We start from the raw sequence: 26,358 nt of genomic DNA, 5'->3' as shown, positions 1-26,358 counted from the left end.
CCAGCGCCGGAGGATTCAGGGACACGAAGGAGGACGCGGATGATCACGCTTCGAGGACTCACGAAGCGCTACGGCGAGAAGACCGTCGTCGACGGGCTGACCTTCGCCGTCGAGCCGGGCAAGGTGACCGGTTTCCTCGGCCCCAACGGGGCGGGCAAGTCGACGACCATGCGGATGACGCTCGGCCTCGACGCGCCGAGCGCGGGCGAGGTGCGCATCGACGGCAAGCGGTACGAGGACCTGCGGTTCCCGCTGCGCGAGGTGGGCGCGCTGCTGGATGCCAAGGCGCTGCATCCGGGACGGAGCGCGGGCAAGCACCTCCTGGCGATGGCGCGCAGCAACGGGATCCCGGCGAGCCGGGTGGACGAAGTGCTCGCGACGGTGGGCCTCACCGACGTCGCGGGCAAACGCGCCGGGACGTTTTCGCTCGGCATGGGGCAACGTCTCGGGATCGCCGGCGCCCTGCTGGGCGACCCGGGCGTGCTGATGTTCGACGAGCCGGTGAACGGCCTCGACCCCGACGGCGTCCGCTGGGTGCGGCACCTGATGCGCCTCCTCGCCGAGGAGGGCCGCACGGTGTTCGTGTCGAGCCACCTGATGAGCGAAATGCAGCTGACCGCCGACCGGCTGGTCGTCATCGGCAAGGGAAAGCTTCTCGCCGACGCGCCCGTCGACGAGTTCATCGCGGGCAATTCGCGAACGTCGGTCGTGGTGCGGGTGCCCGCACCCGATGACCTGCGTGTCCTCGACCAGCGGCTTCGCGCCCTCGGCGCGACCACGGAAACCGACCAGGACGAACTGCTGGTGCACGACCTGCCCGTTCATCTCGTCGGCGACGCGGTGCACGAACTGGGGATCCGCGTGCACGGGCTGACCGAACGGACCGCGTCGCTGGAACAGGCGTACATGGAACTGACCGCGTCGTCGGTCGAATACGGAACGGGAGTCGCGGCATGAAGTCCCTCATGGTCCTGGTGGCGGTGATCGCCGGCCTGCTGGGGGTGCCGGCGGCCGCGTCGGCGGCTCCGGAGCTGTCGCTGCCCGCGCCGGGCGGCCCGCTTCCGATCGGCTTGCGCACGCTGCACCTCACCGATCAGCGGCGAGCCGACCCTTGGGTGCCGGAGAAGCGGCGCGAGCTGATGGTCAACGTCTGGTACCCGGCCGTTCCGATCGGGCGCGCGCCGCTGTACATGACCAAGGCCGAGTCTGCCGCGACGGTCTCCGGGCGGAAACTCGACCTGCCGCCGGACGCGCTGAGCAAGGTGCGGGTCCACTCACGGGAGAACGCGCCTTCCCTGCCCGGACGTCGTCCGCTGGTGGTGCTTTCGCCAGGCGCGGGCAACAACCGGATCACCCTGACCTCGGTGGCCGAACACCTTGCCGCGCAAGGCTTCGTGGTCGCCGGGATCGATCATGCCTACGAAGCCTGGGCGACGGAGTTCCCCGACGGGCTGCGCCAGTGTGTCGCTTGTGGACTCCCCGGTGAGCCGTGGCCCGCCGCGATCGCGAACCGCGCCGTGGACACGACGTTCGTCGTCGACACGCTGCTGAAGGACCGGCGCTGGTCGATCGACGCGACGAAGATCGGGATGGCCGGCCACTCCGCCGGAGGTTCGGCGACCGCCGCCGCGATGGCCGCCGACCGGCGGATCAAGGCGGGCGTGAACGTCGACGGCCCGTTCTACGGCGTCGTCTCGCTCGACCGGCCGTTCCTGCTGCTGACCAGCCCGACCGGCGAGAAGTACTTCCGCGCGTCCTGGGACGAGACCTGGCCTCGGCTCACCGGCCCGAAAAAGCAGGACCTCGTCGAGAACAGCGGCCATTCGTCGGTGACCGACGCGGCGATCCTGATCGACCAGCTGGGGCTGCGACCGCAGCTCCCGCCGTCCGAGATCGAGAACCAGTACGGATCGATCGGCTCGCGGGGGGCGCTGGAGTTCTTCCGTGCCGAGCTGACCGGTTTCTTCAAGCAGTGGAGCGCACGATGAACGCGATCTCTTCGGAATGGACCAAGTTCTGGTCGGTCCGGTCGACGTGGTGGTGCCTGATCAGCGGGCTCTTCCTCATGCTCGCCTATTCGGGCGCGCTGGGCCTGATGTCCCACACGGGCACCGAACGGCAGGTGGCGCCCCACGCCGTGGTGACCGGGGCGGCGTTCTACCTCACGCAGTTCGCCGTGGTCGCGCTGGCGACGCTGTTCATCACGAGCGAGTACGCCAGCGGCAGCATCCGCTCGACCCTGCAGTGGATCCCCGTGCGAAACCGCGTCCTCGCCGCGAAATCGGCCGTCCTGGTGCCGGCGCTGTTCGGCTACGGCGTCCTGAACACCCTCGCCGGCGTCGCGATCTCGGCGCCGCTGATCACCGATCGGGACTCCTCGGTGGGTGATGTCCTCGCCACCTCGGCGGGGATGGGTGCTTACTTCGCGCTGCTGGGCCTGCTCTGCCTCGGTCTGGGGACGGCGCTGCGCTCGACGGCGGGGACGATCGTGTCGATGTTCGTGCTGCTGGTGATGATCCCGATGTTCGCCGGTTCGCTGGGCGGGGAAGACCTCGTGAACTACTTCCCGGGCTTCGCGGGCGTCAACGCGATGGTCACGCCGGGGCAGCCGAACCCGATCTTCGGCGGCGTCGCGCCCTACGCGCCCTGGGTCGGCGTCGCGCTCTGTGCGGCTTGGGCCGCGGCTGGGCTGGTCACCGGTTCCACGGTCCTCAGGCGCCGGGACGCCTGAGGGGGAGCAAGGGACCTTTGCTACCGCTTGGGCACCCGGCACGTCGCGAAAGCCACTTTCAGGACATCAGGTGTCCCGAAAGTGGCTTTCGCGGCATCCCGTTCTTGAGCCTGCGGGCGACGCGCGTGTCTCAACATTGAGAGAGTGGTAGCAAAGGTCCCTTGCTCTCTTTCCGCAGGTGACCGTGTGGGTTTCAGGTCATCCAACGCACCAAAACCCACACAGTCGGTCATTACCGCTACACGGAGCAAAGGGTGTGTGGAAATAGGGACACTCAACGTCCCTATTCCCGCACACCCCCGGCGACAGCAAAGGTCCCCCGCTCACTTTCCGCAGGTCAGAGCCCCCAGCGGTAGCAAAGGTCCCTTGCTACAGCGCCACCCCGAGCCCGGCCAAAACCTCCCGCGCCCCCACCGTCAGCTCCTCCAGCCCCGGCGGCCGCAGCGACCCGGTCCCGGCCAGCGCGTCGAAGACCGTCCCCTCCAGCCAAGCGACGAGGACCCGCGCGTGCCGCTCCGGCTCCGCCGATCCGCATGCGGCGAGCACCTCCGCACACCGCCGCCGGATGACCAGCCCACCCCGGTCGTAGGCCTCCCGCAGCTCCGGCCGCCGCGTCGCCTCCAACGCGAATTCGTATCGCGCGAGCATCCGCGTCCGCCCGTTCGTGATGGCCGCGTGAGCGAACCCCGCCACGTACTCCGCCAGCCGTCCGGGCGGCGGGTCGAGGGTGACTTCGTCGAGTTCGACCATCCGCGAGATCGCCAGCTCCAGCAGCGCCGCCCGCGTCCGCGCGTAGTACGAGGTCGAACCCGGCGGCAGCCCGGCGAACCGGTCGACCGCGCGATGCGTCAGCCCCCGCATGCCCTCGGCCGCGATGACCTCGATGGCCGCGTCCCCGATCGTCGCCTTTCGCACTCTACAAGTGTAGTAGTACTCTACAAATGTAGAGGAGGTCGATATGCGCAAAGCGATCGTGATCGGCGGGGGAATCGGCGGGCTGAGCGCCGCCATCGGGCTGCACGGCATCGGCTGGGAGGTCACCGTCCTCGAACAGGCGCCGGAGCTCACCGCCGTCGGCGCGGGCATCTCCCTGTGGCCGAACGCCCTGCGCTCACTCGACACACTGGGCGTCCGCCTCACGGGGCAACGCGAACAGTCCTCCGGCGGCCTCCACGACCGCGAGGGCCGCCGCATCACCCGTTGGGACGCCGAGGCGTTCCGTCGTCACCACGGCCGCCCGCTCGCCGCCATCCACCGCGCGGATCTCATCGGCGCGCTCCGCGACGCCCTCCCCGACGGCTGCGTCCGCACCGGCGTGGAGGTCACCGGCCTCGGCGAACTCGACGCCGACGTCATCGTCGCCGCGGACGGCATCCACAGCATGGCCCGCAAGGAACTCTGGCCGCGCCATCCCGAACCGGTCTACAGCGGCAGCACCGCCTTCCGCGCGGTGACCGCCCTCCCCCACCCCGCAGAACTCAGCACGAGCTGGGACGACGGAGCCGAGATCGGTGTCATCCCGCTGCGCGACGGCCGCGTCTACTGGTGGGCGAGCTACGTCGCCGAGGCGGGCGTCCGGCACGAGGACCCGAAGACGTATCTGCGAAACCGCTTCGGCGGCTGGCACGAACCGATTCCCGAACTCATCGACGCGACGGCGCCCGAAACGCTGCTCCACCACGATCTCTACCTGCTCGGCACTCCCCTGCCCACCTACGTCAAAGGGCGGGTCGCGCTTCTCGGCGACGCTGCCCACGCGATGCCGCCGTTCCTCGGCCAGGGCGGCTGTCAGGCGATCGAAGACGCCGTCGTCCTCGCCGCCGCGCTCAGCACCACCGAAGACGTCGACACGGCATTGAGGAGCTACGACGAGCAGCGCCGCCCCCGCAGCCAAGGCGTCGTGAAAGCCTCGGTCCAGGCGGGAAAAGTCGGGCCGCAGCTGCGCAACCCGCTCGCCGTGGCGGTCCGCAACGGCGTGTTCCGGCTGCTCCCCGGCGCGCTCACCGCCCGCATCGGCGCCGGCGTCAGCGGCTGGACTCCGCCTGTCCCCCGCCGACCAGCCCCGCCTCGTACGCGGTGATCGCGGCCTGCACCCGGTTCCGCGCGCCGAGCCGGTTCAGGATGGTGCTGACGTAGGCCTTCACCGTGCCCTCGACCACGAACAGCTTCGCGGCGATGTCCGCATTGGACAGTCCGGAACCGAGCAACGCCAGCACTTCCTGTTCACGCGGGGTCAATTTCCCGATCAACGCCTTCGCCTCTTCGGCACGGGAGACCTGATTGCCGGAGAAACGGGCGATGACCCGCTGCGCGACCTTCGGCGAGAGGAACGCCGCCCCACCCGCGACCGCGTGGATACCGCCGAGCAGTTCGCGGGGATCGCCGGACTTCAGCAGGAAACCGCTCGCGCCGAGGCCGAGCGCGCGTTCGATGTAGGCGTCCTCGCCGAAGGTGGTCAGCATGATCACACCCACCTCGGGCAGCAACCGGCGGATCTCTTCGGCCGCCTTCAGCCCGTCCATGACCGGCATCCGGATGTCGAGGAGCACGACGTCCGGCCTGGTCGCGCGGGTCTGCTCGACGGCGGCGCGCCCGTCCTCGGCTTCCGCGACCACCTCGATCCCGGCGTCCGCGGCCAGGATCGCCGACACCCCGGCACGGATCATCGCCTCGTCATCGGCCAGCACCACCCGGATCATCCGGGTCCCCCTTTTTCTCGTCTTCGCTGATCACGTCCTTCGCCACGAGTTTCCCCTCGGCGAAGCACAGCCTGTAGGCCTCGTAGTTCAAGTTGAACACGCTGCGCTCGGTGCCGTAGTACTCGCATGTCGCCCCCGCGGGAACCGGCGGCTCCACCGCGCGCGGCCGCGCGATCCGTTGACCGCCGGGCAGAAGGGACGCGATCTCCGCCCGCGTCTGGCCGATCCGGATGCGGTCGTAGTCGCCGACGGCGAGTTCGGAGCGGTACCACTGGACGAGGAACACCGCGCCGCTGATCCCGACCACCAGGCCGAACAACCCGATCGGCACGACGACCGCCTGGATCAGGCTGCGCCGGACGTCCCGGCGGGCGCGTTCCAGTTCCCTCGCCGACGTCGACTGCCCCACCTCGGCGTCCATCGCCGCCTGGCTCTCGGGTGACTCCTCCGACGGCGCGGCGTCGTGCGGCAAGGTCGCGCTGACCTCGAATCCGCCGTCATGGGGGCCCGCCCGCAGAGTTCCACCGACCAGCCGGACCCGTTCACGCAGGCCGATCAGCCCCCGTTTGCCCGACGTCCTGCCCGGAAGCGGCCCCGCGGGCGGCGCGGCGTTGGTGACCACGACGTCCGTCCGCCCTTCGGACCGCACGACCCGGACCGCGACCGCGGCACCCGGCGCGTGCTTCACCACGTTCGTGACCGATTCCTGGACCACGCGGTACGCGGCGCGGTCGACCATCCGCGGTTCGCCGTCGAGGGGTGCGTCCACAGAGGACTCGATCAGCACGCCCGATGCCCTGGTGCGGTCGAGCAGTTCGTCGATGCTCTCGTGCACCGGCTCGGTCGGCGCGTCGTCCTCACGCAGGACCCCGATGATCTCGCGCAGCCGTTCGGTCGCCGTCGCGGCGCTCTGCCGCAGCTCACCCGCCGCCTGCCGCTGCTGTTCGTCGAGCCCGCCCGCGACCTCCAGTGCCGCCGCGCGCACCGCGATCAGGCTGAGTTCGTGGCCCAGCGAGTCGTGCATGTCGCTGGCGATCCTCGTCCGTTCGCGCAGCCGCGCGCGGTCGGCGACGAGCCGCTGACGGCTCTCCATCTCCTCGGCGCGCCGCCAGCCGTCGCGTGCCATGTCCTCGCGCTGCCGGATGTAGCGGCCCAGCAGCCAGGGCGTCACCCCCGCGAACACCAGGACGCCGAGCAGCGCACCCCAGGACGCGAACCCGTCCTTGCTCCACACCAGCGCCACGGGGACCGCGATCACGGAAACGACGGCGAACAGCCGCAGCATCGGCTTCGCGACCGGCCGCCGGTAGCCGGCGAGGTAGCTCACCGCGACGAGCACGAACCCTTCCCAGATCGGCACCCGGCCACCGAAGCTGCCCATGACGACGAAAGCGGCGAACATCGCGATGGCGAGAGACACGAGCGGGTACCGGCGCGCCACCGCGATCGCGGCCGTGGTCGTGGTGAGCCCGAAGAGCAACTCCCAGTGCCTCGTGCTGGATCCGGCGTCGATCACCACCCAGCCGCAGAGCCCGAGCCACAGCGCGACGTCCATGACCAGCCGCCGCCCGCGCCGCACGGGTTCCTCAGGATCCTTCACACGACAGGACGCTACAAGCCGTGACGAGCGCTCCGCCATGGACGAAAGTAAAGGTCCCCTGCTTCCCCACGGTCGATGAGGCATGATGATCGACCATGGCCGAGCGCACACTCACCGGTCAGCTAGGCGGTCCTGTCCCGGCAGGCATCGAAGCCCTGGCCGACAACGAGAAGCAAGACCTCTCCGACGCGCTGCGCGACGCGCGCCACCGCCAGGCCAAGGCCTTGGCCGAAGCGGGCGAAGAGGGCCTGAAGTACGTACCCGCGCTTCTGCGCGGCGCCGTACGCAAGGTGGTGGGCCTGTGACCACCGAAAACTTCGCCGCGCAGGCGGAGATCCTCAAGCTCGCCCGCGTCCTCGGCACCACCCCGGAGCGGCTTTCGTACCTGGAGCGCGTGGACGCCGCCGAGCTCCAGGCGTTCCGCGAGCAGGTCACGGACACGCTGTTCGACGCCAACCTCGCCGCCCTGGAGCGGATGGCGATGGCGAGCAAGCTCGTGCCGAGCCCGATCCTCGCGAAGATCGCCGAGAAGGTCTTCGGCCCGCTTCTGTGCGCACGCATCGCCGGGCTGGTCGACGTCTCCCGTGGCGTCGACGTCGCGAAGCGGCTGAGGACACCGTTCCTGGCCGACGTCGCGGCCGAGCTGGACCCGCGCCGCGCGAGCGCGATCATCGCCAGGATCCCGCTCGACACCGTCGTCGACGTGGCCGGTGAGCTGGTGCGCCGCGAGGACTGGATCACCGTCGGCCGGTTCGTCGGCCACCTGCCCGATCCGACCGTGCGCCGGGCGCTGGCCGTCATCGGTGACGAGGCGCTGATCCGGATCGCGTTCGTCCTCGACGACAAGAGCCGGATCGATCACGTCCTCGGGCTGCTCTCCGAAACCCGGTTCCGCGGTCTCCTGGGCGTCGCGGCCGCCGACGAGGACCTCTGGGCGCCGGTGCTCGACCTGCTCACGCACCTGAGCGAGAAGAGGGTCGAGCAGTGGTCCCACCTGCTCGACGAGCTCCCGCCCGCCCTACGTGCGCGCGTCCAGGAAACCCTCGACCGAGCCTCCTGACCGCCGCGGGGGAGCAAGGGACCTTTGCTACCACTTTGCGGCGAAACCGCTGGTCAGCCGCTTCCCCCGCCGCCACACCCCAGCCGTCAGCGGCACTCCCGGCCGGTATGCGAGGTGCGTCGTCGAGGGCGCCTCCAGCACGTGAAGATCGGCGCGCGCCCCAGGCCGCGCGAAGCCCACATCGTCTCGCCGCAACGCGCGAGCCCCGCCCGCCGTCGCTGCCCACACCGCCTCGTCGATCGTCATCCGCATCTGCAGCACGGCGGTCGTCACGCAGTACGCCATCGAGGTCGTGTACGAGCTGCCCGGGTTCGCGTTGCTGGCCAGCGCCACTGTCGCCCCCGCGTCGAGTAGCCGCCGCGCGGGCGCCAACGCCTGCCGCGTCGACAGGTCACACGCCGGCAGCAAGGTCGCGACAGTGTCCGAAGCGGCGAGAGCCTCGACGTCCGCTTCGCTCAGGTACGTGCAGTGGTCGACACTGGCCGCCCCCAGCTCGACGGCGAGCCGCACTCCCGGCCCCTCCCCCAACTGGTTGCCGTGCACCCGCAGCCCGAGACCGCGCTCCCGCGCAGCCTTGAGCACCCGCCCGGACTGCGCCTCGTCGAACGCGCCGGTCTCGCAGAACACGTCCGCCCACCGCACGAGCGGCGCCACGGCGTCGAGCATGTCACCGCACACCAGGTCCACATAGGACTCCGAGTCCGCGCCCGGCGGCACCAGATGCGCGCCGAGGAACGTGACCTCGTCGGCCACTTCGGCCGCGATCCGCGCCGACCGAGCCTCGTCCTCGACGTTGAGCCCGTATCCGGTCTTCGTCTCCAGACAGGTCGTGCCCTGCCTCGCCGCTTCGTCCACGTGACGCCGCAGGTTCGCTACCAACTGCTCGTCGGAAGCAGACCGCGTCGCGTCGACCGTGACCGCGATGCCCCCGGCGCTGTACGCCTTCCCGGCCATCCGCGCCTCGAACTCGGCGGTGCGGTCCCCGGCGAAGACCAAGTGCGTGTGACTGTCCACCCAGCCGGGCAGCACCGCTCGCCCCTCGACGTCGACCCGCTCGTCCGCATCGGGCGCGTCCGCTGCCGAACCGACCCACGCGATCTCTTCGCCCTCGATGACGACGGCCGCGTCGCGGAGCTTGCCCAGTTCGGCGTCGTTCGTGGTGAGCTCGCCGATTCCCGTGATCAGGACTGCCACAATGCCTCGATCTCCTTGGCCAAGACCGTTTCCGGCCGGTCGATCAGCTGATGCACGCCGTCACGGACGATCTCACGCCCGGCGACGACGACGTCCCGGACGTCCGCGCCGGAAGCGGCGAAGACCACCCCGGACGGCTCGATCCCCGCGGTCCGGACCGATCCGAGCCCGACCGTGACCAGGTCCGCGCCCGCGCCCGGAGCCAGTGCGCCGACCTCGTCCCAGCCGACCGCGCCGTGATCCGTGGCCGCCGCGAGCAGTTCCTCCGCGGTGAACCGGCCGCGTTTCTCGCTGGCGAGCCGCTCGTTCAGTTCGAGCGCCCTGGTCTCCTCGAACGCGTCGACGACCGCGTTGCTGTCGCTGCCGATCGACAGCCGCACCCCCGCGTCCAGCAGCGTCCGCGCGGGGCCGATGCCGTCGCCGAGATCCCGTTCGGTCGTCGGGCAGAAACAGGCACGGCTCTCCGCCTCGCCGAGCCATTTGATGTCCCCTGGTGTCAGGTGCGTCGCGTGCACTGCGGTGAGCCGCTCAGTGAGCACACCGTTGTCCCAGAGTAGCCCCGTCGGAGTCCAGTGATAAGCCGCCATGCACTGCTCGTTCTCGGCCCGCTGCTCGGAAAGATGGATGTGCAGCGGACGATCCTCGGGCGTCCCATTGTCCACTTCGGACAATTCGTCCTCGGGAACGGCGCGCACCGAATGGATCGCCCCGCCCACCCGGAACGTCCCGTCCTCCCGCAATTCGCCGGCTCGTTGCGCCCACCTGGTGGCCGTCCCGTCGGAGAACCGCCGCTGAACCTCGTCGGGTTCGATGCCGATCCCACCCGCGAGGTAACACGTGTCGAGCAACGTCAGCCGGATCCCGGCGTCCCTGGCGGCCTGACGCAGTGCCTCGCCCATAGCATTCGGCTCGGCGTAAGGCTTTCCGCCCGGAGCGTGGTGCAGATAGTGAAATTCGCCGACACTCGTGTACCCCGCGAGCACCATCTCCGCGTAAACCCCGCGGGCCAGGCGGTAGTACGAGTCCGGATCCAGCCGGGACGCGAGCGAGTACATCCGCTCGCGCCACGTCCAGAAGGTTCCGCGGTCATGGTGCGTCCGCCCGCGCAGCGCCCGGTGGAACGCGTGCGAGTGCCCGTTCGCGAGGCCCGGCAAGGTCAGTCCACTCAGGACAGTTCCCACGCGAGGCGCGTTCGCCGTCACCGAAGTGATCGTGGCACCGTCGACCTCGATCCGGACGGCATCGGCGATCCCGTCCGACAGCCAGGCCCGTTCACACCAATATGTCGTCATGTCGACAACTTCTCCAGCACGTCCGCGAGTGCGCGAGCACCATGGTCGACGTCCGCCGCCTCGGAGAACTCCTCCGGCGAATGGCTGATGCCGGTCGGATTGCGCACGTAGAGCATCCCGGACGGGACGAACCCGGCGAGGATCGCCGCGTCGTGCCCGGCGCCGGTCGGCAGTTCCGGCGGCCCGCCCAGCCACGTGCTCAGGTCACGGCGCAGCGCGTCGTCGAAGATCACGTCGTCGGAGTACGACTCCCTGCTGACCTCGACACGGCAGCCTTCCTGCGCGGCCGACTCTTCGGCCAGCTTCGCGATCTCCGCGACCAGCTCGGGCGTATCCGTGCCGGGCACCCGCGCGTCGAGCCACAAGTCCACAGTGGACGCGATGACGTTGGTCCCGCCGGGAGTCGGCACGAGCCTGCCGACGGTCGCCCTCGCGTCGGCCGTCGCCTTCGCCAGTTTCCGCACGGCGAGCACGGTCTCCGCCGCCGGGATCATCGGATCACGACGATCGCCGATCAGCGTCGCACCGGCGTGGTTTCCCTGCCCCTGGAAGGAGAATCGCCACCGGCCGTGCGCGATCACCGTATTGCCGATGGCGACCGGCGAGCCGAGATCGATCAGCCCCCGCCCCTGCTCTACGTGCAGTTCCAGGAACCGCCCGATCAGCCCGAGCCGCTCGGCGTCCCGGCCGACCAGGTCGGGATCGAGGCCGGATTTCGCTGCGGCTTCGGCGAACGTGACGCCGTCCGGGTCGCGCAGGCTCCGCGCCTTGTCGGCGTCGATGGTCCCGGTCAGCAGACGCGATCCGAGGCACGGCACACCGAATCGGCCGCCCTCCTCTTCCGCGAAGACCACGACGGCGAACGGCTTGGCCGGGCGGAATCCCTTGGCCTGCAAGATCTCCACCGCGTCGAGCGCGCTCGCGACACCGAGCGGACCGTCGAACGCGCCCCCGCCGGGCACCGAGTCGAGATGGCTCCCGGTGACGACCGCGTCCGGGCCGGGTGTGCCCCACCAGGCCCAGATGTTGCCGTTGCGGTCGGTCTCGACGCCCAGACCCAGCCGCCCGGCGCGCTCGACGAACCACGCGCGCAGCTCGGTTTCGGCCGCGTCGAAGGCATGGCGGGAATAGCCGCCACGCTTCGGGTCGCGGCCGACGTCCGAGATCTCCTCCAGCAGCGAGGACGCGGTCACTCGGCGTCCCGCATCGGCACCCGCACGCCACGCTCGTCGGCGACTTCGGCGGCGCGGTCGTAGCCCGCGTCGACGTGCCGGATGACGCCCATGCCCGGGTCGTTGGTGAGCACGCGCTCGAGTTTCTGCGCCGCCAGCGGGGTTCCGTCGGCCACGCTGACCTGGCCCGCGTGGATGGACCGGCCCATGCCGACGCCACCGCCGTGGTGGATCGACACCCAGCTGGCCCCCGACGAGGTGTTGACCAGCGCGTTCAGCAGCGGCCAGTCGGCGATCGCGTCGGAACCGTCGGCCATGCCCTCGGTCTCGCGGTACGGCGACGCGACGCTGCCCGAGTCGAGGTGGTCACGGCCGATGACGACCGGCGCCTTCAGCTCGCCGCTGGCGACCATCTCGTTGAACCGCAGGCCCGCGAGGTGCCGCTCGCCGTAGCCGAGCCAGCAGATCCGCGACGGAAGCCCTTGGAAGGCCACACGTTCCCCGGCGAGCCGGATCCAGCGCGCGAGGGATTCGTTCTCCGGGAACAGTTCCAGCATCGCGCGGTCGGTCGCCGCGATGTCCTCGGGGTCGCCGGACAGCGCCGCCCAGCGGAACGGGCCGTTGCCCTCGCAGAACAGCGGGCGGATGTAGGCCGGTACGAATCCCGGGAAGTCGAACGCGCGCTCGCAGCCGCCGAGTTTCGCCTCGCCACGCAGGGAGTTGCCGTAGTCGAAGACCTCGGCGCCCTTGTCGAGGAAGCCGAGCATCGCCTCGACGTGCTCCGCCATCGACTCGCGGGCGCGCTCGGTGAACTCGTCGGGCTTCTTGTCCGCGTAGTCCTGCCACTCGTCGACGCCGATTCCCTTGGGCAGATAGGAAAGCGGGTCGTGCGCGGACGTCTGGTCGGTGACGATGTCGACCTCGACACCACGGCGCAGCAGTTCGGGCAGGACCTCGGCGGCGTTGCCCACCACACCGACGGACAGCGCGCGCTTCTCCTTCTTCGCGGCCTCCACCCGGCGGATCGCGTCGTCGAGGTCGTCGGCGACCTCGTCGAGGTAGCGGGTCTCGACGCGGCGATGGGCGCGCTGCGGGTCGCATTCGATGACGAGCGCGACGCCGTCGTTCATCGTGACCGCGAGCGGCTGCGCGCCGCCCATTCCGCCGAGACCGGCGGTGACGGTGAGCGTGCCCTTGAGGCTGCCGCCGAACCGCTTCTTCGCGACGGCGGCGAAGGTCTCGTACGTGCCCTGCAGGATTCCCTGGGTGCCGATGTAGATCCAGGACCCCGCTGTCATCTGGCCGTACATGGTCAGGCCCTGGGCTTCCAGGCGACGGAACTCCGGCCACGTCGCCCAGTCGCCGACGAGGTTGGAGTTCGCGATCAGCACACGCGGCGCCCATTCGTGCGTGCGGAACACGCCGACGGGCTTGCCGGACTGGACGAGCAGCGTCTCGTCTTGCTCCAAAGCGGTCAGTTCGCGGGTGATCGCGTCGAAACTGGCCCAGTTACGGGCGGCTTTGCCGGTGCCGCCGTAGACCACCAGGTCCTCAGGGCGCTCGGCGACCTCGGGGTCGAGGTTGTTGTGGAACATCCGCAGCGCGGCTTCGGTCTGCCAGTTCTTCGCGGTGAGCGTGGTGCCTCGGGCGGCACGGACCGTGCGGGTCATGGGCTCAGACCTCCAGTTGGGCCGCGGCGAGGACGGCACCCGACGCGACGAGTTCTTCGGCGGCGGCGATCTCCGGCGCCAGATGACGATCGGGGCCGGGGCCCTCGACCTTGGTGCGGACGAGATCCCGGACCCGGCCGGTGACCGGCGACGGGACCAGGGGCGCGCGCATGTCGAGGGCGCGCGCGGCGGTGAGCAGTTCGATGGCGAGGACGGTGTTGAGGCCCTCGACGGCCTTGCGCAGCTTGCGGGCGGCGGACCAGCCCATGGAGACGTGGTCCTCCTGCATGGCGCTGCTCGGGATCGAGTCGACCGACGCCGGCACCGCGAGCCGCTTGAGCTCGCTGACCACGGCCGCCTGCGTGTACTGGGCGATCATGTGGCCGGAATCGACGCCGGGGTCGAACGCGAGGAACGGCGGCAGGCCGTGCGAGCGGGCCTTGTCGAGCATGCGGTCCGTGCGGCGTTCGGCGATGCTCGCGACGTCCGCGAGCGGGATCGCGAGGAAGTCGAGCACGTACGCGACCGGGGCGCCGTGGAAGTTGCCGTTGGACTCGACACGGCCGTCGGACAACACGACCGGGTTGTCGACCGCGGAATGAAGCTCACGCTCGGCGACGAGTTCGGCGTGCGTGAGACTGTCGCGGGCGCCGCCGTGCACCTGGGGCGCACAGCGAAGCGAGTAGGCGTCCTGGACGCGGTTGCAGTCGGGACCGCGGTGGCTCTCGACGATCTTCGAGTCCTGAAGCGCCGTCCACATGCGGAGCGCACTGCTTGCTTGCCCGGGGTGCGGGCGCAGCGCCTGGAGATCGGCCGCGAAGGCGCGATCGGTGCCGAGGAGCGCTTCGACGCTCATCGCCGCGGTGATGTCGGCGGTGTCGAGCAGCTTGCGAAGGTCTGCGGCGGCCAGCAGGAGCATGCCGAGCATGCCGTCGGTCCCGTTGGTGAGAGCGAGACCCTCCTTCTCCGCGAGAACGACCGGCTCGATTCCCGCGTGCTTCAGCGCTACGGCGGCCTGGACGACTTCGCCGTTGTACTCGACTTCGCCCTCCCCCATCAGCGCGAGCGCGACAGCGGCCAGAGGCGCGAGGTCACCGGAGCAGCCGAGAGATCCGTACTCGTGTACGAGCGGCGTGATCCCGGCGTTGAGCAGGGCCGCAAGCGCTTGCGCGGTCTGCGGCCGGATGCCGGTGTACCCGCTGGCGAGGGTGCGGAGACGCAGCAGCATCAGCGCGCGCACGACCTCGGTCTCGACGACCGGCCCCGCGCCGGCCGCGTGCGATCGGATCAGCGATCGCTGGAGCGCGGTGCGGCTCTCGAGCGGGATATGCCTGGTCGCGAGCGCCCCGAAGCCCGTCGAAACGCCGTACGTCGGCGACTCGGCGTGCGCGAGGTTGTCGATGTGCTGCCGCGTCGCGGCGAGGTTCTTCTCGGCCGCTTCGCTGACCGCGACGGGCGAGTGGTCACGGGCGACCGCGACGACCTGTTCGGGCCGAAGCGGTTCGGAGCCCAGAAGTACGGTTTCCGGCATAGCCCCATTGGACAACGCCATGCCCGCTGGTGGGCGGCACCAACCGGTGGTTGTGTCTGGTATCCAAGACACGCACGGTGGGAGCAAGGGACCTTTGCTACCACTTTCGTCGCCGGGTTCGGGGTGTGTGGAAATAGAGACGTTGAGTGTCCCTATTTCCACACACCCCCTACCCCGCGTAGCGGCGACTACCGACCGTGTGGATTTGGTGCGTTGGATGACCCGAAATCCACACAGTCACCGCTCCCACCTGCGAAAAGGGAGCAAGGGACCTTTGCTACCGCTCTCTCAACGTTGAGACAAGCGGTAGCAAAGGTCCCTTGCTCCCCCGCCGAAGCGAAACAGGAGGTCGACATGGGCGAGAGCAGCGAGGTACCAGCCCTCCGACGCGGCCTAAGCATCCTCCGCGCCCTAGCCGCGAGACCCGGCCCAGTGTCGGCGGCCGCGATCGCGCGCGAACTCGGCCTCCCGCGGTCGACGACGTATCACCTGCTCGCCGAACTCGAAGCCGCCGGTTTCGTGACACACCTGTCCGCCGAGCGCCGGTACGGCCTCGGCATCGCCGCGTTCGAGCTCGGCTCGGCCTACCTGCGGCACGACCCGCTGGAACGGCTCGCGCTCCCACTGCTGCGCAAACTCGCCGACCGCGTCGGCCACACCGCACACCTGGGCGTGCTCCACGGCAACGAGTCGCTCTACCTGGTCAAAGAGCGCCCCACCCGCCCGGAAACCTTGGTGACCGAGGTCGGCGTCCGGCTCCCGGGCCAGCTCACGGCGTCGGGCAGGGCGATCCTGCGGCACCTGCCCTCACCGCATGTGCGAGCGCTCTTCCCGGCCGCGTCGGCGTTCGTCCTGCGCACCGGTCGCGGCCCGCGCACCCTCGCCGAACTGCGCCGCACGCTGAACGCGGAGGGCAGGCTCGGCTGGGCGGTCGAAGACGGTCACGTCACCGAAGGATTCGCCTCGGTGGCCTGCCCGGTCTTCGACCATGGCGGCCGGCCGATGGCCGCGATCAGCGTGACCCTCCGCCACCTCTGCCCGGGAGCCGAGGGGTGTGAGGAGACTTGGCCGGACCTCGCCGAGGAGGTCCGGCTGACCGCGGCCGAACTGACCAGCCGGATCGGGGGTCAGGTGCGCTGAGCGTGCTTCTTCTGGACTCCCTCGAGTCCGAGCATCGCCAGCAGTTCCGCGCAATCGATCGCATCCGAGGCGTGCCCTGCGACGGTTCGAGCGGCTCTGCCGTTCTGCAGGGTGAGGCGGACTTCTTCCTCCGCACGCACACCGGCCATCCGGCTCTGGTCTTCAGCGGGGTCGGGACGACTGGAATGCCTGGCCCAGGTCATCTGCCACCTTCTTCCGGCTCTCCGGCGACACGGGGTCGTTTCGAAAGAGAGCCATGGTCGGACACACAGCATGACACTTCGCCGGAACAAGATCGCCATTGCGGGTGAATCGAGATGAAATCAACTACCCTCTGTGATTCAGAAAATCTTCCAAAAGCTCGTTGAACGGCGCGCCCGTGTCGGGCACCAAATGCCCCATTCCGCGCACGGTTTCGCGCCGAGCGCCGGTCCCGTCCACGATCGCGTCGGCGATGATCTCGTACTCCGGCCGGTGGCCGCCGGTGATCACGAGCATCGGGAAGCCCGCCGAAACCAGCAGGTCGAGCGGCAATTCCGCGTCTCCCGGCGGCCGCATCCCGATCAACGCGCGAGCGCCACACCGCAGCGTCTCCGGTACCGGATCCGGGATCGGCAGCGGCACGCCGGCCAGCGGGAAGAACGCCTTGAACACTTCGCGAGGATCTTCGAGCGGCCCGTCGAGAAATCGCCGCAGCTCGCCGTCCCACGCGTCGACGACCTCGTCCCCTTGGACGACTCCGGCCGCGGGCGGTTCGATCACTGTCAGCGTCCGGACCATCTCCGGTCGCCGCGCGGCGGCCAGCATCGCGACGATCGCGCCGTAGGACAGCCCGACCAGATGCGCGGGCTCGTCGAGCACCTGCTCAGCGATCAGCTCGGAGTCGACTTCGAAATCCTGTACGCCGTCCGGTGATTTCCCGTGACCAGGACGATCCGGTGCGAGCAACGTCCACCGCTCGGTCAGCGGGCGCTGAGCCCGCCACGCCTCGCGGCCGCCGAGCAGCACGCCGTGTACGAGCACAACACGCGGCCCGGAACCCCACTGATGCACATGAAGGCGCATGACTTCGAGGCTATTACCGGAAGCGGGATCGGCCCATGTCCGAAGGTGCATGGTGCCGGCACCTGCCGCACAGAGAAGCGGCCCCACCCCTGAGGGGTAGGGCCGCTTCGGCGAAACGGTGGAGGTGCCGGGAATTGAACCCGGGTCCTCTGGCGCATCACCAGGGCTTCTCCGTGCGCAGTCCGCTCTGTCTCTACTTGGCCCCTTCAGTCACGCGAACAAGCTGAAGTGACGAGCCCAGCCACTGTTTGATTCCCAACCACACCCCGTAGCCGGGTGTGACGGTAAGCCTCCTAGCTGATGCCGGTGACCGGGTCGGAGGCGACCCCGGACCGACAGAGTTGCTCTACTGCTTAGGCAGCAAGAGCGAACTCGCGCTGGCTCTTAGGCTCGGCGCTTATTGGTTTGCGATGACGCTTACGGTGGTCTCTCGCCTGCACCGGCACGCTTCTCCTGATTCAACGTCCAAAGTCGAAACCGTTCACCCCCTTGATGGGACACAACCTGTACATCATAACGCGGGCGGCAACCGGGTTAATCCCGCAGGTGGGGCTAGCCCTACCTGGGAGATGCCCGCGCGCACCATGTCTCCAGGCCCCGCCGGGCGCGATGCTGGACTCCTCACACAGGAGAGGAGCACGACCATGAGTTCGCTGGCGGCCGAGCGGGAGCTGAGCAGGTCCGATCCGTCGTTCGGCGGCTCGCTGGTCTACCTGCTGATGAATCTGCCGATGGGCGTCCTGGCCTTCGCGCTCCTGACGTCCTTGATCTCGGCGGGGATCGGCACGGCGGTCGTCTGGGTCGGGTTGCCCGTCCTCGCGCTGGTGATCCTGACGGTCCGCGGCGCGGCCCGGATGGAGCGCGCCCGGGTGTACGCGCTGCTCGACCGCTACATCGACCTGCCGTACCTTCCGCTGCCCGTCGCCGGCCAGTCCGTGCGCTGGAAGGCACGGCTGAAGGACGGCTCGACCTGGCGCGACCTCGGCTACTTCTTCCTGCTCTTCCCGCTCGGGATCATCGAGTTCGTCCTGGTCACGGTCTTCTGGTCGACCAGCCTCGGCCTCGCCGGGCTGCCGATCTACTACCGCTTCCTGCCCGGCGGCGAGTACCGCTTCCCGACCTGGGAGAACGCGTGGTTCACCGTCGATTCGACGGTCTCGGCGCTGCCTTGGGCGGCGCTCGGAGTGCTCTGCATCGCTCTCTCGGTAGCGTTGACGAAGGCGCTGGCCGGGACACACGCCCGGCTCGCGGCGGCGTTGCTCGGGCCGACCTACGCCCAGCGCCGCCGTCTGGACGATTCTTGGGGCGAGGTTCACGGATGACGATCGACCAGCAGGTACAGCAGGTGGGGATCCCGCGGCCGCGGCCGATGCGAACGATCGCCTACATGTTCGTCAGCTTCTTCTTCCGGCTGCTCCAGTTCGTCCTCATCGTCGTCGGGCTGGCGGTCGGCATCGCGACCGCGGTGGTGTGGATCGGCTTCCCGATCCTGATGGCCACGACCAGCTTCATCCGCTGGTCCGCCGACCGGGAGCGGGCCTGGGCGCGCACGATGCTCGAAACCCCGCTGGAGCCGGTCGAGCGGCTCCCCCTCGAAGGACTTTCGCTGGTCAAGCGCTGGCTGACCCGCTTGACCGACGCGACGACGTGGCGCGACCTCGCCTACCTGATGGCGGCGTTCCCGTTGGCCTGTCTGGAGCTGCCGATCGCGATCGCGTCGATCGTGCTCCTGCCGATGGCGATCTGGGTGACCCCGTGGGTGGGGTGGCTGCACGGCAACCTGGCGTACTCGCTGCTCGGCCCGAACCGCGCCGCGAAGCTGGAGCAGAAGGCCGAGCGCCTGCAGGCGTCGCGCGCTCGCGGTGTCGACGCCGCCGAGGCCGAACGCCGCCGCATCGAGCGCGATCTGCACGATGGCGCCCAGCAGCGCCTGGTCGCCGTCGCGATGAGCCTCGGCCGCGCGAAGTCGAAGTTCGATCAGGACCCGAACGCGGTGCGCGAACTGATCGACGAAGCCCATCTCGACGCCAAGCTCGCGGTGTCGGAACTTCGTGATCTCGCTCGCGGGATCTACCCGGCCGTGCTCGGCGACCGCGGTCTCGACGCCGCGTTGTCCGCGCAGGCCGCTAAATCGCCGATCCACGTCGACGTCGAGGTGGATGTCGAGCCGCGACCGCCGGCGGCGGTCGAGACGACGGCCTACTTCATCGTCGGTGAGACGCTGACCAACATCGCGAAGCACTCGGGCGCGACCGAAGCGGGCGTGAAGGTGTGGCGCACCGAGTCGATGGTCATCGTCGAGATCACCGACAACGGGCACGGTGGCGCCGAAGTCCGGCCAGGTGGCGGCCTCGCCGGGCTGGCAGACCGCGCCGCCACGATCGACGGCGTCATCACCGTCGTCAGCCCGCCCGGCGGTCCGACGGTGATTCGCGCGGACCTGCCGTGCCAATGGTGACCCGCTCGTGAGTGAATAGGTTCTGCCATTCACTCACGACGCTGGGGGCAGCATGCGGGTTGTCATCGCCGAAGACGCGGTTCTGTTGCGCGCGGGGGTGATCCGACTGCTCGCCGACGAGGACATCGAGACGGTCGCCGCCGTGGACAACGGCGACGACCTGCTGGGCGCCGTCAAGGAGCACCGGCCGGACCTCGCGATCGTCGACGTCCGCATGCCGCCCACCTTCACCGACGAGGGCCTGCGCGCGGCGCTGGGCGCCCGTGAGGCCGTTCCCGGTCTTCCGGTTCTCGTGCTTTCCCAGTACGTCGAAGAGAGCTACGCCGTCGAGTTGCTGTCCGGCGGCGCGGGCGGAGTCGGTTACCTGCTCAAGGAACGCGTCGCCGACGTCGGGGACTTCCTCGACGCGGTCAAGCGGGTCGCCGGCGGCGGCACCGCCATCGACCCGGACGTCATCGCGCAGCTGATGGCCAGGGGGCGCAAGAACCCGCTCGACGCGCTCACCGCCCGCGAGTCCGAGGTGCTGGGGCTGATGGCGCAGGGCCTGTCGAACACCGCGATCGCGAACTCGCTCGTCGTTTCGCACGGCGCGGTCGAGAAGCACATCGGCAACATCTTCGCGAAGCTCGGCCTCGAAGCCAGTTCGGTGGAACACCGCCGGGTCCGCGCGGTGCTCACCTACTTGGGACGCTGAAGTAGCTCTTGGTGGCGAAGCCGTCACTCACCTAACATGGGCAGACTGTCAGATGAGTGCCGAGCCGAACCGAGGGGGACCCATGACCGACAGGCCCTCCCACAGCGCCCGCTTCTTCGGCGGCCCTCTCGACGGACGCGTCCAGGAGCTCGGTGACACCGAGCCCGTCGCGGGCACCGTCCTCAAACACGTCCATCTGCACGACGGGCCGAAGATCGAGACCCGGTACGAACTCGGTCTCGCCGAGGACGACCGCTGGGAGTTCCGGCTGTGCCCCGCCCCGCTCCCGGAGCCCGAGACCGACGGCGTGGGGTAGGGAAAACTCCACCTTCCGAGGACGAAAACAAGAAGATCGATACGGCGGCCCGCACCGCTGTTTTCACCGCCCCGAAGCACCAGGCTCTTTTCCATGCACACAAGCGGGAAACAGGGCCGGGACAGGTTCCTGGACATCGTCCGAGCGGTCGCGATCCTCGCGGTCGTCGTCCAGCACTGGGGAATGCCGGTGCTCTCCTACGCCGACGGCCGGCTCTCCACCGGCAACGCTCTCGCGACGCCCGGCTGGTGGATCATCACCTGGCTCAGCCAGGTCATGCCGCTCGTCTTCTTCGCCGGCGGCGCGGCGAACCTGATCTCGCTGAGCCGCGCCGAAAGCTCCCGTTCCTGGCTCGCGGCGCGCCTCAAGCGGCTGATGCTCCCGGTGCTGCCGCTGGTGGCCGTCTGGCTGTTCGTCCCGGACATCCTGCGCGGCATGGGCGTTCCGGAGCAGCCGTTGCAGGTCGGCGGCGCGATCGCCGCACAGCTGCTGTGGTTCCTGGCCGTGTACGTGCTCACCGTGCTGCTCACCCCGATGCTGGCCGCGGCACATCGCCGCTGGGGCCTGAAGGTCCCGCTCGCGATGCTCGGCGCCGCCGTGCTCGTCGACGTCGCCCGCTTCAACGACCTCGGCCTGATCGGTTTCGCGAACGCCGTCTTCGTCTGGATGGCCGTGCACCAGCTCGGTTTCCACTACACACAAGGACGTCTCGGCTCGCTGAGCCGTAACGCCGCGCTGGGGATGTCCGCAGCCGGTTTCGGCATCACCGCGCTGATGGTCGCCTTCGGCCCGTACCCGGCGAGCATGATCGGCATGCCGGGCGCCCCGGTGTCGAACATGAGCCCGCCGACCGTGCTGCTGGCCTTCCTCGCGATCGGCCAGATCGGGCTCCTGCTGGCCTTCAAGCCCCAGCTGAACGCCTTGGCCGCCCGGCCGAACCTCGACGCCGCCCTGAAGTGGATCGGCCCGCGGTTCATGAGCGTCTACCTGTGGCACATGCCGGCGCTGATCGTCGTCTCCGGTGTCGCGGTCTACGGCCTGGGTTACGAAACCCCCGAACCGGGTTCCGTGCTGTGGCTGACGATGCTGCCCGCGTGGCTCGGCGCCTGCGGGCTCGTGCTCCTCGGTCTGCTGCGGATGTTCGCCCGCTTCGAAGCGCAGGGTTCCGGCCCCGCCTCGACCGCCCACACGCCTCAGCTGGTGGTGGCCGGGCTGGCGATCGCGGGCGGCCTGCTCGGCCTGGCCGCGCACGGTTTCGCCCCGCTGAGCGACGGTCTCGCGCAGGGCCCGGCGCCGTGGGTGGCGCTGGCGACGGGTGGATTCCTGCTGGCGGGCAAGCAGATCCCTGTCTCGGAGCTGGGGACGCGGCTGCTCGGCCGCGCCGTGTCGGTCACCGAGGTGGCACAGCTCAAACGCTGAGCAGTTTCGCGGGGGTGTCGTGCAGCACCGCCCGCAGGAACGGCTCACCCAGGCGATCGTCGGCGGCCCAGCCGGCGATCGCCTGCAGCTGCGTGGCGTACGAGTACGGGATGTTGGGGAAATCGGTGCCGAGCACGACGCGATCCGGGAACTCCGCCAGCAGGTCCTGCCAGTCCGGCGGGAGCGGGTTGCCCCGCAGCGTGAACTCCACCCCGACCATCGTGGTGTCGAGGTACACGCGCGGATACTTCCTGGCCAGCTCGAACGCGAAATCGATCTCCGGCATACCCGCGTGCGCGAGCACCAGCGTCAGGCTGGGATGCCGGACCAGGATCTCCTCGAACAGCCGTAGCCCGGTGTAGGCGCCCCTCAACGGACCGTGTCCACAGTGGACGACAACGGGGACACCCGCGTCCGCCAGCGCACCCCAGACGCCGTCCAGCAGCTCGTCACGCGGGTCGTAGGCGCCGACCTGGACGTGCGCCTTGAAACAGCGGGCGCCCGCGCGCAGCGCACCGTCCACAACGGACAGCGCGCCGGGCTCCGGGTAGAACGTGCCGGTCGGCACCGCCTCCGGCACGCGCTCCGCGAACTCCAGCACCCACGAGGTCAGCCATTCGGCCATACCCGGCTTGTGCGGGTAGACCAGCGGCGCGAACCTGCGCACGCCGAACGAACGCAGCGTTTCGACGCGTTCTTCCTCCGGTGTGCGGTAGTGCACCGGCCAGGCCATGCCGTAGTGCTCCTCGGCCTGGTCGAAATAGGCCCACACCTTGTCCATCACCGGCTTCGGCAGGAAGTGCAGGTGAAGGTCCACGAGCCCGTCGATGCCCAGCGCCGAGATCCAGCCGGGGATCTCGGCGTCCGACGCGGGCCCGTGGATCAATCGTTGTACCGGCCCTTGAGCGCCCGGCCCATGGCCCGGCTGATGGTGCGCTCCGCGTCCCGCTTGGCGATGTCCTGCCGCTTGTCGTAGGACTTCTTGCCCTTCGCCAGCGCGATCTCGACCTTGACCTTGCCGTCCTTGAAGTACATCGACAGCGGGACCAGCGAAAGGCCGCTCTCCTTGGTCTTGCCGATGAGCTTCTCGATCTCCTGGCGGTGCAGCAGCAGTTTCCGGGTGCGCCGCGGCGTGTGGTTCGTCCACGTGCCCTGCACGTACTCCGGGATGTGCACGTTGCGGAGCCAGACCTCGCCGTCGTCCACCGTGGCGAACGCGTCGGCCAGCGATGCCCGTCCTTCACGCAGGCTCTTCACCTCGGTACCGACGAGCACGAGACCGGCTTCGTAGGTGTCGAGGATGGAGTAATCGTGGCGAGCCTTGCGGTTCGACACGATCACCTTTTGTCCACGTTCCTTGGGCATGACGGCGACTCTACGTGAGTTTCTGTGTTCGGGCAGGTGGTTATCGGGCGGCTAGTGGCGCACGTACAGACGCAGCGTCACGTAGCCGGTGATCGCCGAGATGACGATCGAAACGGCGAGCAGGATCGGCGCCACCGGGAACAGCAATTCGAGCATGCCGACCGCGGGGAACACGTCCCCGGTGAGCACCAAGTCGAGCAACAGCACCTTGGTGAGGATCAGGAAGACGATCCCGATGATCGCACCGACCAGGCCGGCGACCACCGCCTCCAGGAGGAACGGCAGCTGCGTGTACCACCGGGTCGCGCCGACCAGCCGCATGATGCCGACCTCGGTGCGCCGCGTGAACGCCGATACCTGGATCGTGTTGGCGATCAGCAGCAGCGCGGCGATGGCCATGATCAGCGCGGCACCGAAGGCCAGGTTCCGCACACCGTTGAGCGCGTTGAACACGCGGTCGAGCGCCTTCTGCTGGTCGTCGACCTTGGAGACGCCCGGCTTGCCGGTGTACTCCTGGATGATCGCCTGGCTGCGCTCCGGGTTCTTCAGCTTGACGTGCAGCGACGCGGGCAGCGCCTCCGGCCCGGTCAGCGCGAGCAGTTCCGGCTGGCTCTCGAACATCTTCTTGAACCGCTCGTAGGACTGTTCACGGTTCTCGAAGACGACCGACTCGACGCCTTCGTTGCCCTGCAGCTCCTGACGCAGAGACTGGCAGGCGGACTGCGAGCAGTTCGGGTCACCCGCGCTGATGTCGTTGACCAGATAGACCGAAACCTCGACGTCGGCGAGGAAGTTGGCCTTCATCTTGTCGATCGTGCCGACGGCCAGCAGACCGAAGCCGAGCATGGCGAGGGAGACCGCGGTGGTGAGGATCATCGCGATGGTCATCGTGACGTTCCGGCGCAAGCCGGTGACTACCTCGCTGAAGACGAAACTGGCGCGCATCGGGGTTGATGTCCCTTGGAAGTCGTGGGTTACGGAGGAGGGCGGGGCCGGTCAGCGGCCGATGCCGTAGACGCCTCGGGCGTCGTCACGGATGACCTTGCCGAGCTGGAGCTCGACGACCCTTCGCCGCATCGAGTCCACGATCGAATGGTCGTGGGTGGCCATCAGCACCGTCGTGCCGGTGCGGTTGATCCGCTCCAGCAGCAACATGATGTCCTGGCTGGTGTCGGGGTCCAGGTTCCCGGTCGGCTCGTCGGCGAGCAGCACGAGCGGGCGGTTCACGAACGCGCGGGCGATCGCGACGCGCTGCTGCTCACCACCGGAGAGTTCGTTGGGGAGACGGTCGGCCTTGCCGTCGAGGCCGACGAGTTCGAGCACCTCGGGCACGACCTTGCGGATCGTGGGGCGCGGCTTGCCGATGACTTCGAGCGCGAAGGCGACGTTCTCGGCGACGGTCTTGTTCGACAGCAGACGGAAGTCCTGGAAGACGCAGCCGATGGTCTGCCGCAGCCGCGGCACCCGGCGACGGGCGAGCTTGGCGACGTCGAAGTTGGAGACCATGACGCGACCCTTGCTCGGCACCTCTTCGCGCAGCAGGAGACGCAGGAAGGTCGACTTCCCGGATCCCGAGGGACCGATCAGGAAGACGAACTCGCCTTTGTCGATCTCGACCGACACCCGCTCAAGGGCGGGACGGGTCGAGGTCTTGTAGACCTTGGAAACCTCTTCGAGCCGGATCACGGTTCGGCATACTACCCATGCCCGCCGTTAAGCCCGGGTAGCCCGGTCCCGGCGGCCAAGCGAGCAAGGGACCTTTGCTGTCACTCTCTCCCGGAGAGTGACAGCAAAGGTCCCTTGCTCTCTCACGCAGGGTTGTTACGCGGCTCCGGACTGCTTGCGCCAGCGGATGCCGGCCTCCAGGAAGCCGTCGATCTCACCGTCGAGAACGGACGACGGGTTGCCGACCTCGAACTCGGTCCGCAGGTCCTTGACCATCTGGTACGGGTGCAGCACGTAGGAGCGCATCTGGTTGCCCCAGCTGGAGCCGCCGTCCTTGAGCGCGTCCATCTCGGCGCGCTCCTCCTCCTTCTTCCGCTGCAGCAGCCGCGCCTGGAGCACCTTCATCGCGGCCGCCTTGTTCTGCAGCTGCGACTTTTCGTTCTGACACGAAACGACCACGCCGGTCGGGATGTGCGTGATCCGCACCGCCGAGTCCGTCGTGTTCACGCTCTGGCCACCGGGCCCGGACGAGCGGTACACGTCGACGCGGATGTCCTTCTCGGGGATGTCGACGTGGTCGACCTCCTCGACCTCGGGCATCACCTCGACGTGCGCGAAGGAGGTCTGGCGGCGGCTCTGGTTGTCGAACGGCGAGATGCGCACCAGCCGGTGCGTGCCCTGCTCGACCGAGAGCGTGCCGTAGACGTACGGGGCGCTCACCTTGAAGGTGGCGGACTTGATGCCCGCTTCCTCGGCGTAGGAGATGTCGTAGACGTCCGTCGGGTAGTTGTGGCGCTCCGCCCACCGCAGGTACATCCGGAGCAGCATCTCGGCCCAGTCGGCCGCGTCCACGCCGCCCGCTTCGGACCGGATGGTGACCACGGCGTTGCGCGGGTCGTATTCACCCGACAGCAGGGTGCGGACCTCGAGCCCGTCGATGTCCTTGGTGAGCGCCGTCAGCTCGGACTCGGACTCGGCCACACTGGCGGAGTCGCCTTCGGCCTCGGCCAGCTCGTAGAGGACGCCCAGGTCGTCGAGCCGCTGCCGCAGCTCGGAAATGCGTCGCAACTCACTCTGCCGGTGGGACAACTGGCTGGTGACCTTCTGCGCCGCTTCGGGGTCGTCCCAGAGGTTCGGGCTGGATGCCTGTTCCTCCAGCTCGGCCACCTGGGCACGCAGCGCATCCAGGTCCATCACCGACTCGATCTGCGTCAGCTTGCCGGCCAGGTCCTTCAGTGCCGCATCGAACTCATCACTCACGTCGGCCAAGGTTACGGCAAAACCCAC

General features: G+C 69.1%; 27 protein-coding genes and 1 other RNA gene. 12 read left to right on the top strand and 16 right to left on the bottom strand.

Translation table 11 applies throughout. The features are described from left to right. The first annotated feature begins 39 nt into the window (after window positions 1-39). Genes ACOCEP_RS17695 through ACOCEP_RS17685 form a run of 3 tightly spaced genes read left to right on the top strand, consistent with a single transcriptional unit; the run spans window position 40 to window position 2,731 of the window. On the top strand, window positions 40-957 hold the full coding sequence (locus tag ACOCEP_RS17695; RefSeq protein ID WP_482338497.1) for an ABC transporter ATP-binding protein: 918 nt from the start codon (window positions 40-42) through the stop codon (window positions 955-957). Then, window positions 954-1,988 carry an alpha/beta hydrolase family protein gene (locus ACOCEP_RS17690; RefSeq protein ID WP_482338495.1) on the top strand — a complete coding sequence of 345 codons (1,035 nt, stop codon included), beginning with the start codon at window positions 954-956 and terminating at the stop codon, window positions 1,986-1,988. The genes ACOCEP_RS17695 and ACOCEP_RS17690 overlap by 4 nt, the downstream gene beginning before the upstream one ends. Then, the gene (locus tag ACOCEP_RS17685; protein ID WP_482338493.1) at window positions 1,985-2,731 is read left to right on the top strand and encodes an ABC transporter permease; all 747 of its coding nucleotides are present in this window, start codon (window positions 1,985-1,987) and stop codon (window positions 2,729-2,731) included. The genes ACOCEP_RS17690 and ACOCEP_RS17685 overlap by 4 nt, the downstream gene beginning before the upstream one ends. Before the next feature lie 369 nt (window positions 2,732-3,100). Here ACOCEP_RS17685 and ACOCEP_RS17680 read toward each other — a convergent pair whose 3' ends face one another. After that, window positions 3,101-3,646, bottom strand: coding sequence for a TetR/AcrR family transcriptional regulator (locus ACOCEP_RS17680; protein ID WP_482338491.1), 546 nt, complete (start codon window positions 3,644-3,646; stop codon window positions 3,101-3,103). A gap of 43 nt (window positions 3,647-3,689) precedes the next feature. Between ACOCEP_RS17680 and ACOCEP_RS17675 the strand changes: the two genes are divergently transcribed. Next, window positions 3,690-4,811 (top strand): FAD-dependent monooxygenase, encoded by a 1,122-nt coding sequence (locus ACOCEP_RS17675; protein ID WP_482338489.1) that lies wholly within the window; start codon window positions 3,690-3,692, stop codon window positions 4,809-4,811. On the opposite strand, the gene ACOCEP_RS17670 is transcribed toward ACOCEP_RS17675, so the two are convergent. Together ACOCEP_RS17670 and ACOCEP_RS17665 are read right to left on the bottom strand one after the other, a co-directional pair. Then, the gene (locus tag ACOCEP_RS17670) at window positions 4,756-5,430 is read right to left on the bottom strand and encodes a response regulator transcription factor (protein ID WP_482338487.1); all 675 of its coding nucleotides are present in this window, start codon (window positions 5,428-5,430) and stop codon (window positions 4,756-4,758) included. The genes ACOCEP_RS17675 and ACOCEP_RS17670 overlap by 56 nt on opposite strands. Beyond that, window positions 5,405-7,009, bottom strand: coding sequence for a sensor histidine kinase (locus ACOCEP_RS17665; protein WP_482339755.1), 1,605 nt, complete (start codon window positions 7,007-7,009; stop codon window positions 5,405-5,407). Before ACOCEP_RS17665 ends, ACOCEP_RS17670 begins: the two co-directional genes overlap by 26 nt. A 116-nt stretch (window positions 7,010-7,125) precedes the next feature. Here ACOCEP_RS17665 and ACOCEP_RS17660 point away from each other — a divergent pair, with 116 nt between their 5' ends. Beyond that, window positions 7,126-7,335, top strand: a complete 210-nt coding sequence (locus tag ACOCEP_RS17660) for a hypothetical protein (RefSeq protein ID WP_192746427.1) — start codon at window positions 7,126-7,128, stop codon at window positions 7,333-7,335. Next, complete coding sequence (locus ACOCEP_RS17655; RefSeq protein WP_482338485.1) at window positions 7,332-8,090, top strand: hypothetical protein; 759 nt, start codon at window positions 7,332-7,334, stop codon at window positions 8,088-8,090. The genes ACOCEP_RS17660 and ACOCEP_RS17655 overlap by 4 nt, the downstream gene beginning before the upstream one ends. Window positions 8,091-8,117: 27 nt before the next feature. Here the strand turns inward: ACOCEP_RS17655 and hutI are convergent, their stop codons facing one another. From hutI to hutH, 5 genes are read right to left on the bottom strand one after another with little or no spacing between them, the layout of a single operon-like run. Continuing rightward, window positions 8,118-9,284: an imidazolonepropionase gene (hutI, locus tag ACOCEP_RS17650; RefSeq protein ID WP_482338484.1), complete on the bottom strand. Its 1,167-nt coding sequence runs from the start codon at window positions 9,282-9,284 to the stop codon at window positions 8,118-8,120. Beyond that, the gene (locus ACOCEP_RS17645) at window positions 9,272-10,576 is read right to left on the bottom strand and encodes a formimidoylglutamate deiminase (RefSeq protein ID WP_482338483.1); all 1,305 of its coding nucleotides are present in this window, start codon (window positions 10,574-10,576) and stop codon (window positions 9,272-9,274) included. The genes hutI and ACOCEP_RS17645 overlap by 13 nt, the downstream gene beginning before the upstream one ends. After that, window positions 10,573-11,769: an allantoate amidohydrolase gene (locus ACOCEP_RS17640; RefSeq protein ID WP_482338482.1), complete on the bottom strand. Its 1,197-nt coding sequence runs from the start codon at window positions 11,767-11,769 to the stop codon at window positions 10,573-10,575. Before ACOCEP_RS17640 ends, ACOCEP_RS17645 begins: the two co-directional genes overlap by 4 nt. Further along, window positions 11,766-13,418 (bottom strand): urocanate hydratase, encoded by a 1,653-nt coding sequence (gene hutU / locus ACOCEP_RS17635; protein WP_482338480.1) that lies wholly within the window; start codon window positions 13,416-13,418, stop codon window positions 11,766-11,768. The genes ACOCEP_RS17640 and hutU overlap by 4 nt, the downstream gene beginning before the upstream one ends. A gap of 4 nt (window positions 13,419-13,422) precedes the next feature. After that, window positions 13,423-14,949, bottom strand: coding sequence for a histidine ammonia-lyase (gene hutH / locus ACOCEP_RS17630; protein WP_482338479.1), 1,527 nt, complete (start codon window positions 14,947-14,949; stop codon window positions 13,423-13,425). 354 nt (window positions 14,950-15,303) lie between these two features. Here hutH and ACOCEP_RS17625 point away from each other — a divergent pair, with 354 nt between their 5' ends. After that, window positions 15,304-16,089 carry an IclR family transcriptional regulator gene (locus tag ACOCEP_RS17625; RefSeq protein WP_482338477.1) on the top strand — a complete coding sequence of 262 codons (786 nt, stop codon included), beginning with the start codon at window positions 15,304-15,306 and terminating at the stop codon, window positions 16,087-16,089. Here ACOCEP_RS17625 and ACOCEP_RS17620 read toward each other — a convergent pair. The 3 genes from ACOCEP_RS17620 to ssrA all read right to left on the bottom strand — a co-directional run bounded on the left by ACOCEP_RS17620 (window position 16,077) and on the right by ssrA (window position 17,643). Continuing rightward, the gene (locus ACOCEP_RS17620) at window positions 16,077-16,292 is read right to left on the bottom strand and encodes a hypothetical protein (protein ID WP_037345970.1); all 216 of its coding nucleotides are present in this window, start codon (window positions 16,290-16,292) and stop codon (window positions 16,077-16,079) included. The two genes, ACOCEP_RS17625 and ACOCEP_RS17620, sit on opposite strands and share 13 nt — an antisense overlap. A gap of 124 nt (window positions 16,293-16,416) precedes the next feature. Next, a complete protein-coding gene (locus ACOCEP_RS17615; protein WP_482338476.1) occupies window positions 16,417-17,154 on the bottom strand; it encodes an alpha/beta fold hydrolase in 738 nt (245 codons plus the stop codon). Between the two features lie 116 nt (window positions 17,155-17,270). Next, window positions 17,271-17,643: a transfer-messenger RNA gene (gene ssrA, locus ACOCEP_RS17610) on the bottom strand. Between the two features lie 155 nt (window positions 17,644-17,798). Between ssrA and ACOCEP_RS17605 the strand changes: the two genes are divergently transcribed. From ACOCEP_RS17605 to ACOCEP_RS17585, 5 genes are all read left to right on the top strand, one after another. Then, on the top strand, window positions 17,799-18,476 hold the full coding sequence (locus ACOCEP_RS17605) for a sensor domain-containing protein (protein ID WP_482338474.1): 678 nt from the start codon (window positions 17,799-17,801) through the stop codon (window positions 18,474-18,476). Then, on the top strand, window positions 18,473-19,612 hold the full coding sequence (locus tag ACOCEP_RS17600) for a sensor histidine kinase (RefSeq protein ID WP_482338473.1): 1,140 nt from the start codon (window positions 18,473-18,475) through the stop codon (window positions 19,610-19,612). The genes ACOCEP_RS17605 and ACOCEP_RS17600 overlap by 4 nt, the downstream gene beginning before the upstream one ends. A gap of 52 nt (window positions 19,613-19,664) precedes the next feature. Further along, entirely contained in the window at window positions 19,665-20,306 is a 642-nt protein-coding gene (locus tag ACOCEP_RS17595) for a response regulator transcription factor (RefSeq protein WP_482338471.1), read from the top strand. 82 nt (window positions 20,307-20,388) lie between these two features. Next, a complete protein-coding gene (locus ACOCEP_RS17590; RefSeq protein WP_482338469.1) occupies window positions 20,389-20,622 on the top strand; it encodes a hypothetical protein in 234 nt (77 codons plus the stop codon). Window positions 20,623-20,715: 93 nt separating this feature from the next. After that, window positions 20,716-22,041 (top strand): acyltransferase family protein, encoded by a 1,326-nt coding sequence (locus tag ACOCEP_RS17585; RefSeq protein ID WP_482338468.1) that lies wholly within the window; start codon window positions 20,716-20,718, stop codon window positions 22,039-22,041. Here the strand turns inward: ACOCEP_RS17585 and ACOCEP_RS17580 are convergent. The 5 genes from ACOCEP_RS17580 to prfB all read right to left on the bottom strand — a co-directional run bounded on the left by ACOCEP_RS17580 (window position 22,031) and on the right by prfB (window position 26,331). Further along, on the bottom strand, window positions 22,031-22,927 hold the full coding sequence (locus ACOCEP_RS17580) for an amidohydrolase family protein (protein ID WP_482338466.1): 897 nt from the start codon (window positions 22,925-22,927) through the stop codon (window positions 22,031-22,033). The two genes, ACOCEP_RS17585 and ACOCEP_RS17580, sit on opposite strands and share 11 nt — an antisense overlap. Next, complete coding sequence (gene smpB, locus ACOCEP_RS17575; RefSeq protein ID WP_192746442.1) at window positions 22,924-23,406, bottom strand: SsrA-binding protein SmpB; 483 nt, start codon at window positions 23,404-23,406, stop codon at window positions 22,924-22,926. The genes ACOCEP_RS17580 and smpB overlap by 4 nt, the downstream gene beginning before the upstream one ends. A gap of 51 nt (window positions 23,407-23,457) precedes the next feature. Further along, entirely contained in the window at window positions 23,458-24,351 is an 894-nt protein-coding gene (gene ftsX, locus ACOCEP_RS17570) for a permease-like cell division protein FtsX (RefSeq protein ID WP_192746443.1), read from the bottom strand. A gap of 51 nt (window positions 24,352-24,402) precedes the next feature. After that, window positions 24,403-25,092, bottom strand: coding sequence for a cell division ATP-binding protein FtsE (gene ftsE, locus ACOCEP_RS17565; RefSeq protein ID WP_005168409.1), 690 nt, complete (start codon window positions 25,090-25,092; stop codon window positions 24,403-24,405). A 135-nt stretch (window positions 25,093-25,227) separates the two neighbouring features. Next, entirely contained in the window at window positions 25,228-26,331 is a 1,104-nt protein-coding gene (gene prfB, locus ACOCEP_RS17560) for a peptide chain release factor 2 (protein WP_037345950.1), read from the bottom strand. Window positions 26,332-26,358 lie beyond the last annotated feature (27 nt).

The sequence above is a fragment of the Amycolatopsis sp. CA-211722 genome (assembly GCF_056828465.1).
Note: the sequence above shows the minus strand (reverse complement) of the source record. Positions and strands in the feature narration are given on the sequence as shown.

Excerpts from the sequence above, each read along its gene's own strand:
- ACOCEP_RS17695 (WP_482338497.1), top strand. The coding sequence starts at position 40 with ATGATCACGCTTCGAGGACTCACGAAGCGCTACGGCGAGAAGACCGTC.
- ACOCEP_RS17690 (WP_482338495.1), top strand. The coding sequence starts at position 954 with ATGAAGTCCCTCATGGTCCTGGTGGCGGTGATCGCCGGCCTGCTGGGG.
- ACOCEP_RS17685 (WP_482338493.1), top strand. The coding sequence starts at position 1,985 with ATGAACGCGATCTCTTCGGAATGGACCAAGTTCTGGTCGGTCCGGTCG.
- ACOCEP_RS17675 (WP_482338489.1), top strand. The coding sequence starts at position 3,690 with ATGCGCAAAGCGATCGTGATCGGCGGGGGAATCGGCGGGCTGAGCGCC.
- ACOCEP_RS17670 (WP_482338487.1), bottom strand. The coding sequence starts at position 5,430 with ATGATCCGGGTGGTGCTGGCCGATGACGAGGCGATGATCCGTGCCGGG.
- ACOCEP_RS17660 (WP_192746427.1), top strand. The coding sequence starts at position 7,126 with ATGGCCGAGCGCACACTCACCGGTCAGCTAGGCGGTCCTGTCCCGGCA.
- ACOCEP_RS17645 (WP_482338483.1), bottom strand. The coding sequence starts at position 10,576 with ATGACGACATATTGGTGTGAACGGGCCTGGCTGTCGGACGGGATCGCC.
- hutU (WP_482338480.1), bottom strand. The coding sequence starts at position 13,418 with ATGACCCGCACGGTCCGTGCCGCCCGAGGCACCACGCTCACCGCGAAG.
- hutH (WP_482338479.1), bottom strand. The coding sequence starts at position 14,949 with ATGCCGGAAACCGTACTTCTGGGCTCCGAACCGCTTCGGCCCGAACAG.
- ACOCEP_RS17625 (WP_482338477.1), top strand. The coding sequence starts at position 15,304 with ATGGGCGAGAGCAGCGAGGTACCAGCCCTCCGACGCGGCCTAAGCATC.
- ACOCEP_RS17620 (WP_037345970.1), bottom strand. The coding sequence starts at position 16,292 with ATGACCTGGGCCAGGCATTCCAGTCGTCCCGACCCCGCTGAAGACCAG.
- ACOCEP_RS17615 (WP_482338476.1), bottom strand. The coding sequence starts at position 17,154 with ATGCGCCTTCATGTGCATCAGTGGGGTTCCGGGCCGCGTGTTGTGCTC.
- ACOCEP_RS17605 (WP_482338474.1), top strand. The coding sequence starts at position 17,799 with ATGAGTTCGCTGGCGGCCGAGCGGGAGCTGAGCAGGTCCGATCCGTCG.
- ACOCEP_RS17600 (WP_482338473.1), top strand. The coding sequence starts at position 18,473 with ATGACGATCGACCAGCAGGTACAGCAGGTGGGGATCCCGCGGCCGCGG.
- ACOCEP_RS17595 (WP_482338471.1), top strand. The coding sequence starts at position 19,665 with ATGCGGGTTGTCATCGCCGAAGACGCGGTTCTGTTGCGCGCGGGGGTG.
- ACOCEP_RS17590 (WP_482338469.1), top strand. The coding sequence starts at position 20,389 with ATGACCGACAGGCCCTCCCACAGCGCCCGCTTCTTCGGCGGCCCTCTC.
- ACOCEP_RS17585 (WP_482338468.1), top strand. The coding sequence starts at position 20,716 with ATGCACACAAGCGGGAAACAGGGCCGGGACAGGTTCCTGGACATCGTC.
- smpB (WP_192746442.1), bottom strand. The coding sequence starts at position 23,406 with ATGCCCAAGGAACGTGGACAAAAGGTGATCGTGTCGAACCGCAAGGCT.
- ftsX (WP_192746443.1), bottom strand. The coding sequence starts at position 24,351 with ATGCGCGCCAGTTTCGTCTTCAGCGAGGTAGTCACCGGCTTGCGCCGG.